Annotated in this window: 15 protein-coding genes; all 15 read left to right on the top strand. The window is 63.9% G+C overall.

The genetic code is table 11. From position 1 onward, the window contains the following. Positions 1-364: 364 nt before the first annotated feature. From GGD61_RS29615 to GGD61_RS29545, 15 genes are read left to right on the top strand one after another with little or no spacing between them, the layout of a single operon-like run. Entirely contained in the window at positions 365-730 is a 366-nt protein-coding gene (locus GGD61_RS29615; RefSeq protein ID WP_018320139.1) for an NADH-quinone oxidoreductase subunit A, read from the top strand. Continuing rightward, positions 721-1,308 (top strand): NADH-quinone oxidoreductase subunit B family protein, encoded by a 588-nt coding sequence (locus tag GGD61_RS29610; protein WP_026202310.1) that lies wholly within the window; start codon positions 721-723, stop codon positions 1,306-1,308. Before GGD61_RS29615 ends, GGD61_RS29610 begins: the two co-directional genes overlap by 10 nt. 11 nt (positions 1,309-1,319) lie before the next feature. Then, positions 1,320-1,934, top strand: coding sequence for an NADH-quinone oxidoreductase subunit C (locus GGD61_RS29605; RefSeq protein WP_183231717.1), 615 nt, complete (start codon positions 1,320-1,322; stop codon positions 1,932-1,934). 2 nt (positions 1,935-1,936) lie between these two features. Continuing rightward, on the top strand, positions 1,937-3,133 hold the full coding sequence (locus tag GGD61_RS29600; protein ID WP_018320142.1) for an NADH-quinone oxidoreductase subunit D: 1,197 nt from the start codon (positions 1,937-1,939) through the stop codon (positions 3,131-3,133). Beyond that, on the top strand, positions 3,133-4,098 hold the full coding sequence (locus tag GGD61_RS29595; RefSeq protein ID WP_092257325.1) for an FkbM family methyltransferase: 966 nt from the start codon (positions 3,133-3,135) through the stop codon (positions 4,096-4,098). Before GGD61_RS29600 ends, GGD61_RS29595 begins: the two co-directional genes overlap by 1 nt. A gap of 12 nt (positions 4,099-4,110) precedes the next feature. Next, positions 4,111-4,722 carry an NADH-quinone oxidoreductase subunit NuoE gene (gene nuoE / locus GGD61_RS29590; protein ID WP_018320144.1) on the top strand — a complete coding sequence of 204 codons (612 nt, stop codon included), beginning with the start codon at positions 4,111-4,113 and terminating at the stop codon, positions 4,720-4,722. Continuing rightward, positions 4,722-4,928, top strand: coding sequence for a hypothetical protein (locus GGD61_RS29585; RefSeq protein ID WP_092257322.1), 207 nt, complete (start codon positions 4,722-4,724; stop codon positions 4,926-4,928). Before nuoE ends, GGD61_RS29585 begins: the two co-directional genes overlap by 1 nt. A gap of 15 nt (positions 4,929-4,943) precedes the next feature. After that, the gene (gene nuoF, locus GGD61_RS29580) at positions 4,944-6,269 is read left to right on the top strand and encodes an NADH-quinone oxidoreductase subunit NuoF (RefSeq protein WP_018320146.1); all 1,326 of its coding nucleotides are present in this window, start codon (positions 4,944-4,946) and stop codon (positions 6,267-6,269) included. A gap of 5 nt (positions 6,270-6,274) precedes the next feature. Then, positions 6,275-8,350 (top strand): NADH-quinone oxidoreductase subunit NuoG, encoded by a 2,076-nt coding sequence (gene nuoG / locus GGD61_RS29575; RefSeq protein WP_183231716.1) that lies wholly within the window; start codon positions 6,275-6,277, stop codon positions 8,348-8,350. A gap of 10 nt (positions 8,351-8,360) precedes the next feature. Continuing rightward, positions 8,361-9,428, top strand: a complete 1,068-nt coding sequence (nuoH, locus tag GGD61_RS29570; protein WP_183231715.1) for an NADH-quinone oxidoreductase subunit NuoH — start codon at positions 8,361-8,363, stop codon at positions 9,426-9,428. 8 nt (positions 9,429-9,436) lie between these two features. Continuing rightward, positions 9,437-9,931, top strand: coding sequence for an NADH-quinone oxidoreductase subunit NuoI (gene nuoI, locus GGD61_RS29565; RefSeq protein WP_191093171.1), 495 nt, complete (start codon positions 9,437-9,439; stop codon positions 9,929-9,931). Between the two features lie 9 nt (positions 9,932-9,940). Beyond that, positions 9,941-10,579: an NADH-quinone oxidoreductase subunit J gene (locus GGD61_RS29560; RefSeq protein ID WP_018320150.1), complete on the top strand. Its 639-nt coding sequence runs from the start codon at positions 9,941-9,943 to the stop codon at positions 10,577-10,579. Beyond that, positions 10,576-10,884 carry an NADH-quinone oxidoreductase subunit NuoK gene (nuoK, locus tag GGD61_RS29555; RefSeq protein WP_008547737.1) on the top strand — a complete coding sequence of 103 codons (309 nt, stop codon included), beginning with the start codon at positions 10,576-10,578 and terminating at the stop codon, positions 10,882-10,884. Before GGD61_RS29560 ends, nuoK begins: the two co-directional genes overlap by 4 nt. A gap of 8 nt (positions 10,885-10,892) precedes the next feature. Beyond that, on the top strand, positions 10,893-12,989 hold the full coding sequence (nuoL, locus tag GGD61_RS29550; protein ID WP_183231714.1) for an NADH-quinone oxidoreductase subunit L: 2,097 nt from the start codon (positions 10,893-10,895) through the stop codon (positions 12,987-12,989). Continuing rightward, positions 12,990-14,498 (top strand): NADH-quinone oxidoreductase subunit M, encoded by a 1,509-nt coding sequence (locus GGD61_RS29545; protein WP_183231713.1) that lies wholly within the window; start codon positions 12,990-12,992, stop codon positions 14,496-14,498. The last annotated feature ends 14 nt before the right edge of the window (positions 14,499-14,512 follow it).

Here is a 14,512-nt window from a genome sequence, read left to right as displayed (position 1 = left end):
TGGCTCGTGCCTGCCTTGCCTGTGGATAGGCTGCTCGGAGCGGCTGCGGGCTTGGTGGGTGGGAATGCGGCCGACCAGCGGCAATCGTCGTTTTAATGTGTATTTTGCCGCGCCGCGGCCTACATAAAGTGGGCCTTCCCAAACAGCAGACGCCACGGCCGCGGGCCCGAACCGCCCTTGCTGGCCCTGACGATCTGCTCCATACCAACGCGGGGTGATTCCGGGATTTTCACCGTTCTGGGGGCGGCAAAGGGCCTGAAAAGAGCGTGTCTTGCGCCCATTGGTGCACTGCGCTAAGGCTCAGAATAATTCCAAATCGGACGAATCCGTGGCTGTCCCGAGGCTGCGGGAAAAAGGGCTCGCCATGAGCGGCATTCTGCAGAACTACCTTCCACTCGTCGTCTTTATAGGGGTAGCGGGCCTCATTGGCCTCGTGCTGCTGATCGCGCCCTTCGTCGTGGCGTTCCAGCAGCCGGACCCGGAAAAGCTGTCGGCGTATGAGTGCGGTTTCAACGCCTTCGACGACGCGCGCATGAAGTTCGACGTCCGCTTCTATCTGGTCGCCATTCTCTTCATCATCTTCGATCTCGAGGTGGCGTTCCTGTTTCCCTGGGCGGTGGCGTTCGGCAAGCTTGGCGCGACCGGCTTCTGGTCCATGGTGGTGTTCCTCGCCGTGCTGACGGTCGGGTTCGCCTATGAATGGAAGAAGGGAGCACTCGAATGGGATTGAACCCCGTGTCGTCCACAGGTCCGGCTATCGCGCCGGCCCCCAAGGGCATCCTGGATCCGTCGACCGGCCGGCCGGTCGGGGCCAATGATCCGTTCTTTCTCGAGGTCAATTCCGAGCTGTCCGACAAGGGCTTCTTCGTGGCTGCGACCGACGACCTCATCACCTGGGCCCGCACCGGCTCCTTGATGTGGATGACCTTCGGTCTCGCCTGTTGCGCGGTCGAGATGATGCAGGTGTCGATGCCGCGCTACGACGTCGAGCGCTTCGGCTTCGCGCCGCGTGCCTCGCCGCGCCAGTCCGACGTGATGATCGTCGCCGGCACGCTGACCAACAAGATGGCGCCTGCGCTGCGCAAGGTCTACGACCAGATGCCCGAGCCGCGCTACGTCATCTCGATGGGCTCCTGCGCCAACGGCGGCGGCTACTATCACTATTCCTACTCGGTCGTGCGCGGCTGCGACCGCATCGTGCCGATCGACATCTATGTGCCGGGCTGCCCGCCCACGGCGGAAGCGCTGCTTTACGGCGTGCTGCTGCTGCAGAAGAAGATCCGGCGCACCGGCACCATCGAACGCTAAGGTTTTACGTCATGGACGACGCCAAGCTCGACGCACTGGGGCAGACGATCGTTAGCGCGCTTCCGGGCGCCGCCATCGGTCATTCGGTGGCCTTCAACCAGCTCACGGTTGATGTCGAGGCCAGCAAGATCGTCGAGGTGGTCAAGTACCTCCGCGACGATCCGAACTGTCGCTTCGTCAACTTCACCGACATCACGGCCGCGGACTATCCCTCGCGCGAGAAGCGCTTCGACGTGATTTATCACTTCCTGTCACCGACCCTGAACGCGCGGATCCGCCTCAAGGCCCAGGCCGACGAGACCACCCAGGTGCCGTCGCTGATTGAATTGTTCCCCGGCGCCGACTGGTTCGAGCGCGAGGCCTACGACCTCTACGGCGTGTTCTTCGTCGGCCATCCCGACATGCGCCGCATCCTCACCGATTACGGGTTCGAGGGCCATCCGCTGCGCAAGGACTTCCCGACCACGGGTTTCGTCGAGGTCCGCTACGACGACCAGGAGAAGCGGGTGGTGTACGAGCCCGTCCGGCTCAACCAGGAATTCCGCAAGTTCGACTTTTTGTCTCCGTGGGAGGGGGCCGATTATCCGGTGCTTCCGGGGGATGAAAAAGCGGGACCGAAGGTCTGATCATGAACGAGCAACCTGAAAATCTCCGCAACTTCACCATCAATTTCGGTCCGCAACATCCGGCCGCGCACGGCGTGCTGCGTCTGGTGCTGGAGCTGGACGGCGAAGTCGTCGCGCGCGTCGATCCGCATATCGGCCTGCTTCACCGCGGCACCGAGAAGCTGATCGAGCAGAAGACCTACCTCCAGGCGATCCCGTATTTCGACCGGCTCGACTACGTCGCGCCGATGAACCAGGAACACGCCTTCTGCATGGCGGCCGAAAAGCTGCTCGGCATCGAGGTGCCGCGCCGCGGCCAGCTGATCCGCGTGCTCTATTGCGAGATCGGCCGCATCCTGTCGCATCTGCTCAACGTCACCACGCAGGCGATGGACGTCGGCGCGCTGACCCCGCCGCTGTGGGGCTTCGAAGAGCGCGAGAAGCTGATGGTGTTCTACGAGCGCGCCTCGGGCAGCCGCATGCATGCGGCTTACTTCCGCGTCGGTGGCGTGCATCAGGATTTGCCGCAGAAGCTGGTCGACGACATCGAGGCCTGGTGCGATCCGTTCCTGAAAGTCGTGGACGATCTCGACCGCCTGCTCACCGCCAACCGCATCTTCAAGCAGCGCAACGTCGACATCGGCGTGGTGCCGCTGAAGGAGGCCTGGGAGTGGGGCTTCTCGGGCGTGATGGTGCGCGGCTCGGGCGCGGCCTGGGACCTGCGCAAGTCGCAGCCCTATGAATGCTATGCCGAGATGGATTTCGACATTCCGATCGGCAAGAACGGCGACTGCTACGACCGTTATCTGATCCGCATGGAAGAGATGCGTCAGTCCATCCGCATCATGAAGCAGTGCATCCAGAAGCTGAACGCGCCCGACGGGAAGGGCCCCGTTGTCGTCGCCGACAACAAGGTTGCGCCGCCGCGCCGTGGCGAGATGAAGCGCTCGATGGAAGCGCTGATCCACCACTTCAAGCTCTACACCGAAGGCGTTCACGTGCCGGCCGGCGAAGTCTACGCCGCGGTCGAGGCGCCCAAGGGCGAGTTCGGCGTCTATCTGATCTCCGACGGCACCAACAAGCCGTACAAGTGCAAGATCCGCGCGCCGGGCTTTGCGCATCTGCAGGCGATGGATCACATCTGCCGCGGCCATCTGCTCGCCGACGTCTCGGCGATCCTCGGCTCGCTCGACATCGTGTTCGGAGAGGTCGATCGGTGATGGGGCAGCAGGCGCCAATCCAGTTTGACCGCGCCTCAGGGGCCCTTGAAGGGGCCAACCTGTGGGAGCGGACGGCTGCCTTGGCGCTGGTGACGGGATCGAAGATCTCCTCGCACTTCTCGCATATGGGCTACATCGCCTGCGCGAATTTGCTGCGGAAGACGCTGCCCGAGCGGAACATCGCGATCAGGCTCAATCCCGACGCCGTGTTCGAGTTCCCTTACGGCGACGGCTATTGGAGCAAGCTGCTCAACCGCTCCTACAACTACGAAGACGAGCTCGAGCTGCTGTTCGCCGATAGCGTCGACGTCGACTACACGTTGCTCGATTGCGGTGCCAATTACGGCTACTGGTCGGTGCTGGTGTCGAGCAAGCCGTTCGGCTCGCACAAGGCGATCGCGATCGAGCCGTCGGGGCAGAACTATCCGAAGCTCGCCAACAACGCCCGCGTCAACGGCAATCGCTTCGAGACCATGAAATGCGCGATCGGCGCCACCCGCGGCACCGCGCGTCTCTCAGGCACCAAGCACGAGGCCTTCAGCATCGCCGGCGATCCCTCCGCGGGCGGTGAGGACGTGCCGGTCATCGCTCTCGATAATCTGATCGAGGACGGCAAAGTCGCAAGCGCCGGCAAATACCTGATCAAGCTCGACGTCGAGGGCGTCGAGATCGAGGCGATCAAGGGCGGCGCGCGTCTGCTCCAGGCCGACAGCGTCATCATGTGCGAGGAGCACGGCAGCGACCGCTCTCATGCAGTGTCGCGCTTCATCCTCGAACAGACCCCGCTGAAGCTGATCGTGTTCGATCCGCGCAGCAACCGGATGGAGACCGTGACCGAGCTGTCGATCCTCGACCGCATCAAGGTCTCGACCCATGTCGGCTACAACGTTTTCGGCACCGCAAGCGCATTTTGGCAGGACAGGATCGAAGCCCTGAATGCGAAAACAGCGCGCCGCATGCAGTGAGAGATTGAAGAGATGTCCGTTCGCCGATTAGCACCGAAGGAAGTCCAGCCCGCGAGCTTTGCGTTCACGGAGGAGAACCTCGCATTCGCCAAGCAGCAGATCGCGAAATATCCGGCGGGACGTCAGGCCTCCGCCGTCATCGCCATCCTCTGGCGGGCCCAGGAGCAGCACGACGGCTGGGTCTCGGAAGCCGCGATCCGCGTCATCGCCGACATGCTCGACATGCCCTACATCCGCGTGCTGGAGGTGGCGACCTTCTACACGATGTTCCAGCTCGCCCCCGTCGGCAAGAAGGCCCACGTCCAGGTCTGCGGCACCACGCCGTGCCGGCTGCGCGGCGCCGAGGATCTGATCCACGTCTGCGAGCACCGCATCCATCACGAGCCCTTCCATCTCTCCAAGGACGGCAATTTCAGCTGGGAAGAGGTCGAGTGCCTGGGTGCCTGCGTGAACGCGCCGATGGTGTTGATCGGCAAGGACACCTATGAGGACCTGACCAAGGAAAGCTTCGGCAAGGTGCTCGACGGTTTCGCCTCGGGCAATCCGCCCAAGCCCGGTCCGCAGAACGGCCGCCAATTCTCGGCGCCGATCACCGGGCCGACCACGCTGAAGGAGAGCACCTGATGGGTGATCTCTCGCAGCCTTCCGTGCAGGAGAGCGATGCCATGAAAAAGTGGGGCTTCATCGCGTTGCACGCCGCCGTGGCGGCCGCTTTCATTTTCCTGCTGCAGCGTTTCGGCCTGAACGCGTCGCTGGAATCCAGTCTGCTCTGGGCGCTGACCTTCGCGGTCTGCGCCGCCGGACTTGCCTACAAGCAGACCATTCGTTGATCGGAAAGCACTGATATGCTCGAGGACAAGGACCGCATCTTCAAGAACCTCTACGGCCTCCACGATTGGGGGCTCGAGGGTGCGCGGCGCCGCGGCGCCTGGGATGGCACCAAGAACATCATCGACAAGGGCCGCGACTGGATCATCAATGAGATGAAGGCGTCAGGCCTGCGCGGCCGCGGCGGCGCCGGCTTCCCGACCGGTTTGAAATGGTCGTTCATGCCGAAGGAATCGACCGACGGCCGGCCGAGCTATCTCGTCGTCAACGCCGACGAGTCCGAGCCCGGCACCTGCAAGGATCGCGAGATCATGCGGCACGATCCGCATCTCCTGATCGAGGGTTGCCTGATCGCGAGCTGCGCGATGAACGCGCATGCCTGCTACATCTATGTCCGCGGCGAGTTCATCCGCGAGCGCGAGCACCTGCAGGCCGCGATCGACCAGGCCTATGAAGCCAAGCTGGTCGGCAAGGATAACGTCAACGGCTGGCCGTTCGACATCTACGTCGCCCACGGCGCCGGCGCCTATATCTGCGGCGAAGAGACCGCGCTGCTCGAAAGCCTCGAAGGCAAGAAGGGCCAGCCGCGCCTGAAGCCGCCGTTCCCGGCCAATGTCGGCCTGTTCGGCTGCCCGACCACCGTCAACAACGTCGAGTCCATCGCGGTCGCGCCGGACATCCTGCGCCGCGGCGCGGCCTGGTTCGCCGGCATCGGTCGTCCGAACAATGTCGGCACCAAGCTCTTCTGCATCTCCGGCCATGTCGAGCGGCCCTGCAACGTCGAAGAGGCCATGGGCATCCCGTTCCGTGAGCTGATCGACAAGCATTGCGGCGGCATCCGCGGCGGCTGGGACAACCTCAAGGCCGTGATCCCCGGCGGTTCGTCGGTGCGCATGGTGCCGGCCGAGCAGATCATCGACACGCCGATGGATTTCGACAGCCTGAGCAAGCTGCGCTCGGGCCTCGGCACCGCGGCCGTGATCGTGATGGACAAGTCCACCGACCTGATCCGCGCCATTGCCCGCATCTCCTATTTCTACAAGCACGAGAGCTGCGGCCAGTGCACGCCGTGCCGCGAGGGTACGGGCTGGATGTGGCGCGTGCTCACCCGCATGGCCGAAGGCCGCGCCCACAAGCGCGAGATCGACATGCTGCTCGAAGTCACCAAGCAGGTCGAAGGCCACACCATCTGCGCGCTCGGCGATGCCGCGGCATGGCCGATCCAGGGCCTGATCGCGCATTTCCGTCACGAGATCGAAGCGCGCATCGACCAGTATTCGCATAAGGCCGATGTCGACGATATCGGCGTCCGCGATCCCGTGAACATGGTCGCGGCGGAGTAAGAAGAATGACCAAGCTCATCATCGACGGCAAAGAGATCGATGTCCCCGCCGAGTACACGCTGCTTCAGGCGTGCGAGGCGGCCGGCGCCGAGATTCCGCGCTTCTGCTATCACGAGCGGCTGTCGATCGCCGGCAATTGCCGGATGTGCCTCGTCGAGGTGAAGGGCGGCCCGAAGCCGGTCGCGAGCTGCGCCTGGGGCGTGCGCGATTGCCGTCCGGGCCCCAAGGGCGAGCCGCCGGAGATCTCGACGCGTTCGCCGATGGTGAAGAAGGCACGCGAAGGCGTGATGGAGTTCCTTCTGATCAACCATCCGCTGGATTGCCCGATCTGCGACCAGGGCGGCGAGTGCGACCTGCAGGACCAGGCGATGGGCTATGGTGTCGACACCAGCCGCTTCGCCGAGAACAAGCGCGCGGTCGAGGACAAATATCTCGGTGCGCTGGTCAAGACCTCGATGAACCGCTGCATCCAGTGCACGCGCTGCGTCCGCTTCTCGGCGGAAGTCGCAGGCGCCCCCGAGATGGGCGCGACGGGGCGCGGCGAGGACATGGAGATCACGACCTACCTCGAGCACGCGCTGACCTCGGAGCTTCAAGGCAATCTCGTCGACATCTGCCCGGTCGGCGCGCTGACCTCGAAGCCTTATGCCTTTGCGGCGCGTCCCTGGGAGCTGGGCAAGACCCAGTCGATCGACGTGATGGACGGCGTGGGATCTGCGATCCGCGTCGACACCCGCGGCCGCGAAGTCATGCGCGTGCTGCCGCGCATCAACGAGGCCGTGAACGAGGAGTGGATCTCCGACAAGACCCGCCATGTCGTCGACGGCCTGCGCACCCAGCGCCTGGACCGGCCCTACATCCGCGAAGCCGGCAAGCTGCGCGCGGCGAGCTGGACCGAGGCGTTCGCCGCGATCGCTGCGAAAGCGGCCCGCACCGACGGCAAGCGCATCGGCGCGATTGCCGGCGATCTCGCCGGCGTCGAGGAGATGTTCGCGCTGAAGGACCTTCTCGCCAAATACGGCTCGGGCAATCTGGCGGTGCAGGGCGGCGACGCCTTCGACCCCGCGCTCGGCCGCGGCTCCTACATCTTCAACCCGACGCTGGCGGGTGTGGAGCAGGCGGATGCGCTGCTCATCATCGGCGCGAACCCGCGGAAAGAGGCGGCCGTATTCAACGCCCGCATCCGCAAGCGCTGGCGCGCCGGCGGCTTCAAGGTCGGTGTGATCGGCCCGAAGGTCGATCTGACCTACGACTACGATCACCTCGGCGCGGGCACCGAGACGCTCGGTGAGCTCGCGGCCGGCAAGCACTCGTTCATGGACGTGCTGAAGAACGCCAAGAATCCGATCATCCTGGTCGGCGCGGGCGCGGCCTCGCGTCACGACGGCGCCGCCATTCTCGCGGCCGCTGCCAAGCTCGCGCTCGATGTCGGTGCGGTCAAGGACGGCTGGAACGGCTTTGGCGTGCTGCACGAGAGCGCTTCGCGCGTCGGTGCTCTCGATATCGGCTTCTCCGCAACCGGCGGGGGCCTGAACGCCGCGCAGATGACGACGTTCGGCACGCTGGACTTGCTGTTCCTGCTCGGGGCCGACGAGATCAACGCGCCTGACGGTACCTTCGTCGTCTATATCGGCACCCATGGTGACCGCGGCGCGCATCGCGCCGACGTGATCCTGCCGGCGGCCGCCTATACCGAGAAGTCCGCGATCTACGTCAACACCGAGGGCCGCGTGCAGATGACGGGCCGCGCCGCGTTCCCGCCGGGCGAAGCTCGCGAGGACTGGGCGATCGTCCGCGCGCTGTCGGAGGCGCTCGGCAAGAAGCTCGGCTATGACTCGCTGGCCGCCTTGCGCCAGGCGATCTTCAAGGCCGTGCCGCATCTGATCCGTCTCGACCAGATCGAGGCCGGCTCGGCCGACCAGATCAAGAAGGTGGCGGGGAAGGGCGGTTCGCCCGAGAAGGCGCCGTTCAAGCCGCTGGTCGAGGACTTCTATTTGACCAACCCAATCGCGCGTGCGTCTGCCGTAATGGCGGAATGCTCGCGCCTCGCCTCCGGGCACATGCTGACCGCAGCGGAGTGAGCGTGATCTGATGGAATTCTTCGAAAGCGCATTCTGGACTGGGTTCCTCTGGCCGCTGATCATCATGGTCGCGCAGAGCGTCCTGGTGCTCGTCGTCCTGCTCGTGGCGATCGCCTACATCCTGCTCGCCGACCGCAAGATCTGGGCGGCGGTGCAGATCCGGCGCGGCCCGAACGTGGTCGGCCCCTGGGGCCTGCTGCAATCCTTCGCCGACCTTCTGAAGTTCGTGCTGAAGGAGCCGATCATTCCGGCCGGCGCCAACAAGGGCGTGTTTCTCCTTGCGCCGCTGGTCTCATGCGTGCTCGCGCTCGCGGCCTGGGCGGTGATTCCGACCAGCCTCGGCTGGGTGATCTCCGACATCAATGTCGGCATCCTCTTCATCTTCGCGATCTCGTCGCTGTCGATCTACGGCATCATCATGGCCGGCTGGTCGTCGAACTCGAAATACCCGTTCCTGGCCGCGCTGCGCTCGGCGGCGCAGATGGTGTCTTATGAAGTCTCGATCGGCTTCGTCATCATCACGGTGCTGCTTTGCGCCGGTACGCTGAACCTGTCGGCCGTGGTCGAGGCCCAGCACGTCCGGGGGCTCGCCAGCCTGATCGGACTGCCGCAGCTCACCATCCTGAACTGGTACGTCTGGCCGCTGTTCCCGATGTTCGTGGTGTTCTACGTCTCGGCGCTGGCGGAGACCAACCGCCCGCCGTTCGACCTCGTGGAAGCCGAATCCGAGCTCGTCGCCGGCTTCATGGTCGAGTACGGCTCGACGCCGTATCTGCTGTTCATGCTCGGCGAGTATGTCGCGATCGTCACGATGTGCGCGATGGCGACGATCCTGTTCCTCGGAGGCTGGCTGCCGCCGGTCGACCTGCCGCCCTTCAACTGGGTGCCGGGGATCATCTGGTTCTCGCTCAAAGTCTTCTTCATGTTCTTCCTGTTCGCGATGGCAAAGGCGATCGTGCCGCGCTACCGCTACGATCAATTGATGCGCCTCGGCTGGAAAGTGTTCCTGCCGCTGTCGCTGGCGATGGTGATCGTGGTGGCCGGCGTGCTGCATTTCGCCGGCATCGCGCCGAAGTGAGGGCCGTCATGGGTATCAACGTCAACGCCACTGCACGCTCGCTTCTGCTGTCGGAATTCGTCTCGGCGTTCTTCCTCGCCATGCGCTATTTCTTCCAGCCGAAGCCGACCTTGAACTATCCGTTCGAGAAGGGCCCGATCTCGCCGCGCTTCCGCGGCGAGCATGCGCTGCGCCGCTATCCGAACGGCGAAGAGCGCTGCATCGCCTGCAAGCTGTGCGAAGCCGTCTGCCCGGCACAGGCCATCACCATCGAGGCCGGCCCGCGCCGCAACGACGGCACCCGCCGCACCGTGCGCTACGACATCGACATGGTGAAGTGCATCTATTGCGGCCTCTGCCAGGAGGCCTGCCCGGTCGACGCCATCGTCGAAGGTCCGAACTTCGAGTTCGCGACCGAGACCCGCGAGGAACTGTTCTATGACAAGGCCAAGCTGCTCGCCAACGGCGACCGCTGGGAACGCGAGATCGCGAAAGCGATCGAGCTCGACGCGCCGTACCGGTGAGGTGAGGGCATGATCCTTCCCGCGCTGTTCTTCTATCTCTTCGCCGGCGTCTGTGTCGCCTCGGCCGTGATGGTGATTGTCTCGCGCAATCCCGTGCACTCCGTGCTGTACCTGATCCTGGCCTTCGTCAACGCCTCCGGCCTGTTCGTGCTGATGGGCGCCGAATTCCTGGCGATGATCCTGATCGTCGTCTATGTCGGCGCCGTCGCGGTGCTGTTCCTGTTCGTGATCATGATGCTCGACGTGGACTTCACCGAGCTGCGCGAGGGCTTCATCGAGTACCTGCCGGTCGGCCTGGTGATCGGCGGCATCTTCCTGTTCGAGCTGCTGCTCACCGTCGGCTTCTGGGTCATCAACCCCGGCGTCGCCAAGACGATCACGGCGGCGATCCCGGCCAACGTATCGAACACCGAGGCGCTCGGGCTGGTGCTCTATACGAAGTACATCCACTACTTCCAGCTCTCGGGCATGGTGCTGCTGGTCGCCATGATCGGCGCCATCGTGCTGACGCTGCGGCACAAGGCGAGCGTGAAGCGGCAGGACATCAACGTTCAGAACGCGCGCACGCCCGATATGGCGATGGCGATGCGCAAGGTGGCGCCGGGGCAGGGGCTCCAGGACTCTGACGCGGCGGAGTGGGTGAAATGACGATCGGGCTCGGACACTATCTGGCGGTCGGCGCGATCCTGTTCACGCTCGGCATCCTCGGCATCTTCCTGAACCGCAAGAACATCATCGTCATCCTGATGTCGATCGAGCTGATCCTGCTCTCGGTCAACATCAACCTCGTCGCGTTCTCGACCTTCCTCGGCGACATCGTCGGCCAGGTCTTCGCGCTTCTGGTGCTCACCGTCGCTGCCGCTGAAGCCGCGATCGGTCTCGCCATCCTGGTGGTCTATTTCCGCAACCGCGGCTCGATCGCGGTTGAGGACGTCAATCTGATGAAGGGCTGAGCTCAGTCATGGTTCAGGCAATTGTCTTTCTGCCTCTGCTGGGCGCCATTCTGGCTGGCCTGATCGCGCTGTTCGGCGCGCATGCCCGCAACCCGTCGGGCGACGAGGTCGAGCATCATGGCGACCACGGCCACGCGCACGCCCATGCGTCCGATACGATCAACGAGGATGCGTCCGTCATCCACGAGAGCCATCACGACGACGCCCACGATGATCACGGCCACGGCCCGGTCGAGCCGGCGGCGGCAGGCTCGCGCGGTGCCGAGCTGATCACCACCGCGTTGCTGTTCGTCTCGGCCGCGCTGTCCTGGATGACGCTGGTCGATGTCGGCTTCATGCACCACGACATCAGGGTCCAGCTGCTGCCCTGGATCTTCTCCGGCGATCTTCAGGTCTGGTGGACCTTGCGGGTCGACACGCTCACGGCCGTGATGCTGGTGGTGGTGACCACCGTGTCCTCGCTCGTGCACCTCTATTCCATCGGCTACATGGACGAGGACCCGAACCGGCCGCGCTTCTTCGGCTATCTCAGCCTGTTCACCTTCGCCATGCTGATGCTGGTGACGGCGGACAACCTTGTGCAACTGTTCTTCGGCTGGGAAGGCGTGGGTCTGGCGAGCTATCTGCTGATCGGATTCTGGTACCAGAAGCCGTCGGCGAATGCGGCCGCGATCAAGGCCTTCGTGGTCAACCGCGTCGGCGACTTTGGTTTCGCGCTCGGCATCTTCGCGATCTTCATGCTGACCAGCTCGACCGATTTCGAGACGATCTTCCATGCCGCGCCCGGCCTCACCGGCAAGACCATCAACTTCCTCGGCTGGCACGCCGATGCGCTGACCCTGACCTGCCTGTTGCTGTTCATGGGCGCGATGGGCAAGTCGGCGCAGTTCCTGCTGCACACCTGGTTGCCGGACGCGATGGAGGGCCCGACGCCTGTGTCGGCGCTGATCCACGCCGCGACCATGGTCACCGCCGGCGTCTTCATGGTGGCGCGCCTGTCGCCGCTGTTCGAACTCGCCCCGAATGCGCAAGCCGTCGTGATGTTCTTCGGCGCGACCACAGCGTTCTTCGCCGCGACCATCGGCCTCGTCCAGAACGACATCAAGCGCATCGTCGCTTACTCGACCTGTTCGCAGCTCGGCTACATGTTCGTGGCGATGGGAGCAGGGGCCTATTCGGTCGGCATGTTCCATCTGTTCACGCACGCCTTCTTCAAGGCGCTGCTGTTCTTGGGCTCCGGCTCGGTGATCTACGCGATGCACCACGAGCAGGACATCCGCAACATGGGCGGGCTCTGGAAGAAGATCCCCTACACCTATGCGGTGATGGTGGTCGGCACGCTGGCGCTCACCGGATTCCCGCTCACCGCCGGCTACTTCTCCAAGGACGCGATCATCGAGTCCGCCTACGCCTCGCACATTCCGTTTGCGATGTACGGCTTCCTGATGACGGTCGTCGCCGCCGGCCTGACCTCGTTCTACTCCTGGCGCCTGATCTTCAAGACCTTCCATGGCGAGCCGCATGACGAGCATCACTATGAGGCCGCGCATGAGGCTCCGATCTGGATGCTGATCCCGATCGGCGTGCTCGCAGTCGGCTCCATCGTCGCCGGTTTCCCGTTCAAGGAGCTGTTCGCCGGTCACGGCATCGAGGAGTTCTTCCGCGAATCCGTGAAGATGAACCCGCACATCATCGAGGAGATGCACCACATCCCCGAGACCATCGCCTTCCTGCCGACGGTGATGATGGTGCTGGGCTTCCTCGTCTCGTACCTGTTCTACATCCGCCGGCCGTACATCCCTGTGCAGCTCGCTAAAGAGCAGCCGATGCTGTACCAGTTCCTGCTCAACAAATGGTACTTCGACGAGCTCTACGACATCATCTTCGTCCGTCCGGCGAAGTGGATCGGCTATCAGCTCTGGAAGAAGGGCGACGGCTTCATCATCGACGGCCTCGGTCCCGACGGCGTCTCGGCTCGCGTCCTGGACGTCACCCGCAACGTCGTGAAGATCCAGACCGGCTATCTCTATCACTACGCATTCGCCATGCTGATCGGCGCCGCCGGCCTGATCACCTGGTTCATGTTCGGCTTTGGAGGCCAGTAAATGACAACCTGGCCCATCCTATCGGTCACGACGTTCCTGCCGCTGGTCGGCGCGCTGATCGTCTATCTCAGCCGCGGCGATGACGAGGCGGCCAAGCGCAACTCGCGCTGGATCGCGCTCTGGACCACGCTGATCACCTTCGCGGTGTCGGTGATCCTGGTCATGCGGTTCGACCCGGCCAATCCCGACTTCCAGTTCATCGAGAAGGCGAACTGGCTCGCCACCGGCATCACCTACCACATGGGCGTCGACGGCATCTCACTGCCGCTGGTGATCCTCACCACCGCCGTGATGCCGTTCTGCATCATCGCGAGCTGGAAGGCGATCACCAACCGCGTCCGCGAATACATGATGGCGTTCCTGATCCTGGAAACGCTGATGGTCGGCACCTTCTCGGCGCTCGATCTCGTGCTGTTCTACCTGTTCTTCGAAGGCGGCCTGATACCGATGTTCCTGATCATCGGCGTCTGGGGCGGTCCGCGTCGGGTCTACGCATCGTTCAAGTTCTTCCTCTACACGCTGCTCGGCTCGGTCCTGATGCTGCTCGCCATCATGGCGCTGTACTGGAATGGTGGCACCACCGACATTCCGACGCTGATGCACACTGCCGTGCCGCGGTCGCTGCAGACCTGGGCCTGGCTCGCCTTCTTCGCTTCCTTCGCGGTGAAGATGCCGATGTGGCCGGTGCACACCTGGCTCCCCGACGCGCACGTCGAAGCGCCGACGGCGGGCTCCGTGGTCCTCGCCGCGATCCTGCTGAAGATGGGCGGCTATGGCTTCCTGCGCTTCTCGCTGCCGATGTTCCCGCTGGCCTCGCATGACTTCGCGCCGCTGATCTTCACACTCTCGGCCATCGCCATCATCTACACCTCGCTGGTGGCCCTGATGCAGGAGGACATGAAGAAGCTGATCGCGTACTCCTCGGTCGCGCATATGGGCTTCGTCACCATGGGCATCTTCGCCGGCACCATGCAGGGCGTCGCCGGCGGCATGTTCCAGATGATCTCGCACGGCATCGTCTCCGGGGCGCTGTTCCTCTGCGTCGGCGTCGTCTACGACCGCCTGCACACCCGCGAGATCGCGGCCTATGGCGGCCTCGTCAACCGGATGCCGCTCTACGCGCTGACCTTCATGGTCTTCACCATGGCCAATGTCGGTCTGCCCGGCACATCAGGCTTCGTCGGCGAGTTCATGACGTTGCTCGGCACCTTCAAGGTCTCGATCCCGACCGCGTTCTTCGCCACTTTCGGCGTGATCCTCTCGGCCGGCTACGCGCTGTGGCTCTACCGCAAGGTCGTGTTCGGGGCGCTGGTCAAGCCATCGCTGGCGAGCATGAAGGATCTCACCTTCCGGGAGTGCCTGACGCTGTTCCCGATGATCGCGCTGACGATCCTGTTCGGCGTCTATCCGAAGCCGGTGCTCGACATGTCGGCCGCCTCGGTCCAGCAACTCGTCAACAACTACAACACCGCTGTGACGGCCGTGAAGGCCGCCGCACTGCTCCAGTGATCGGGCAGTTCAGG

Source organism: Bradyrhizobium sp. SBR1B (assembly GCF_014198205.1).
Classification (GTDB): domain Bacteria; phylum Pseudomonadota; class Alphaproteobacteria; order Rhizobiales; family Xanthobacteraceae; genus Bradyrhizobium.
Note: the sequence above shows the minus strand (reverse complement) of the source record. Positions and strands in the feature narration are given on the sequence as shown.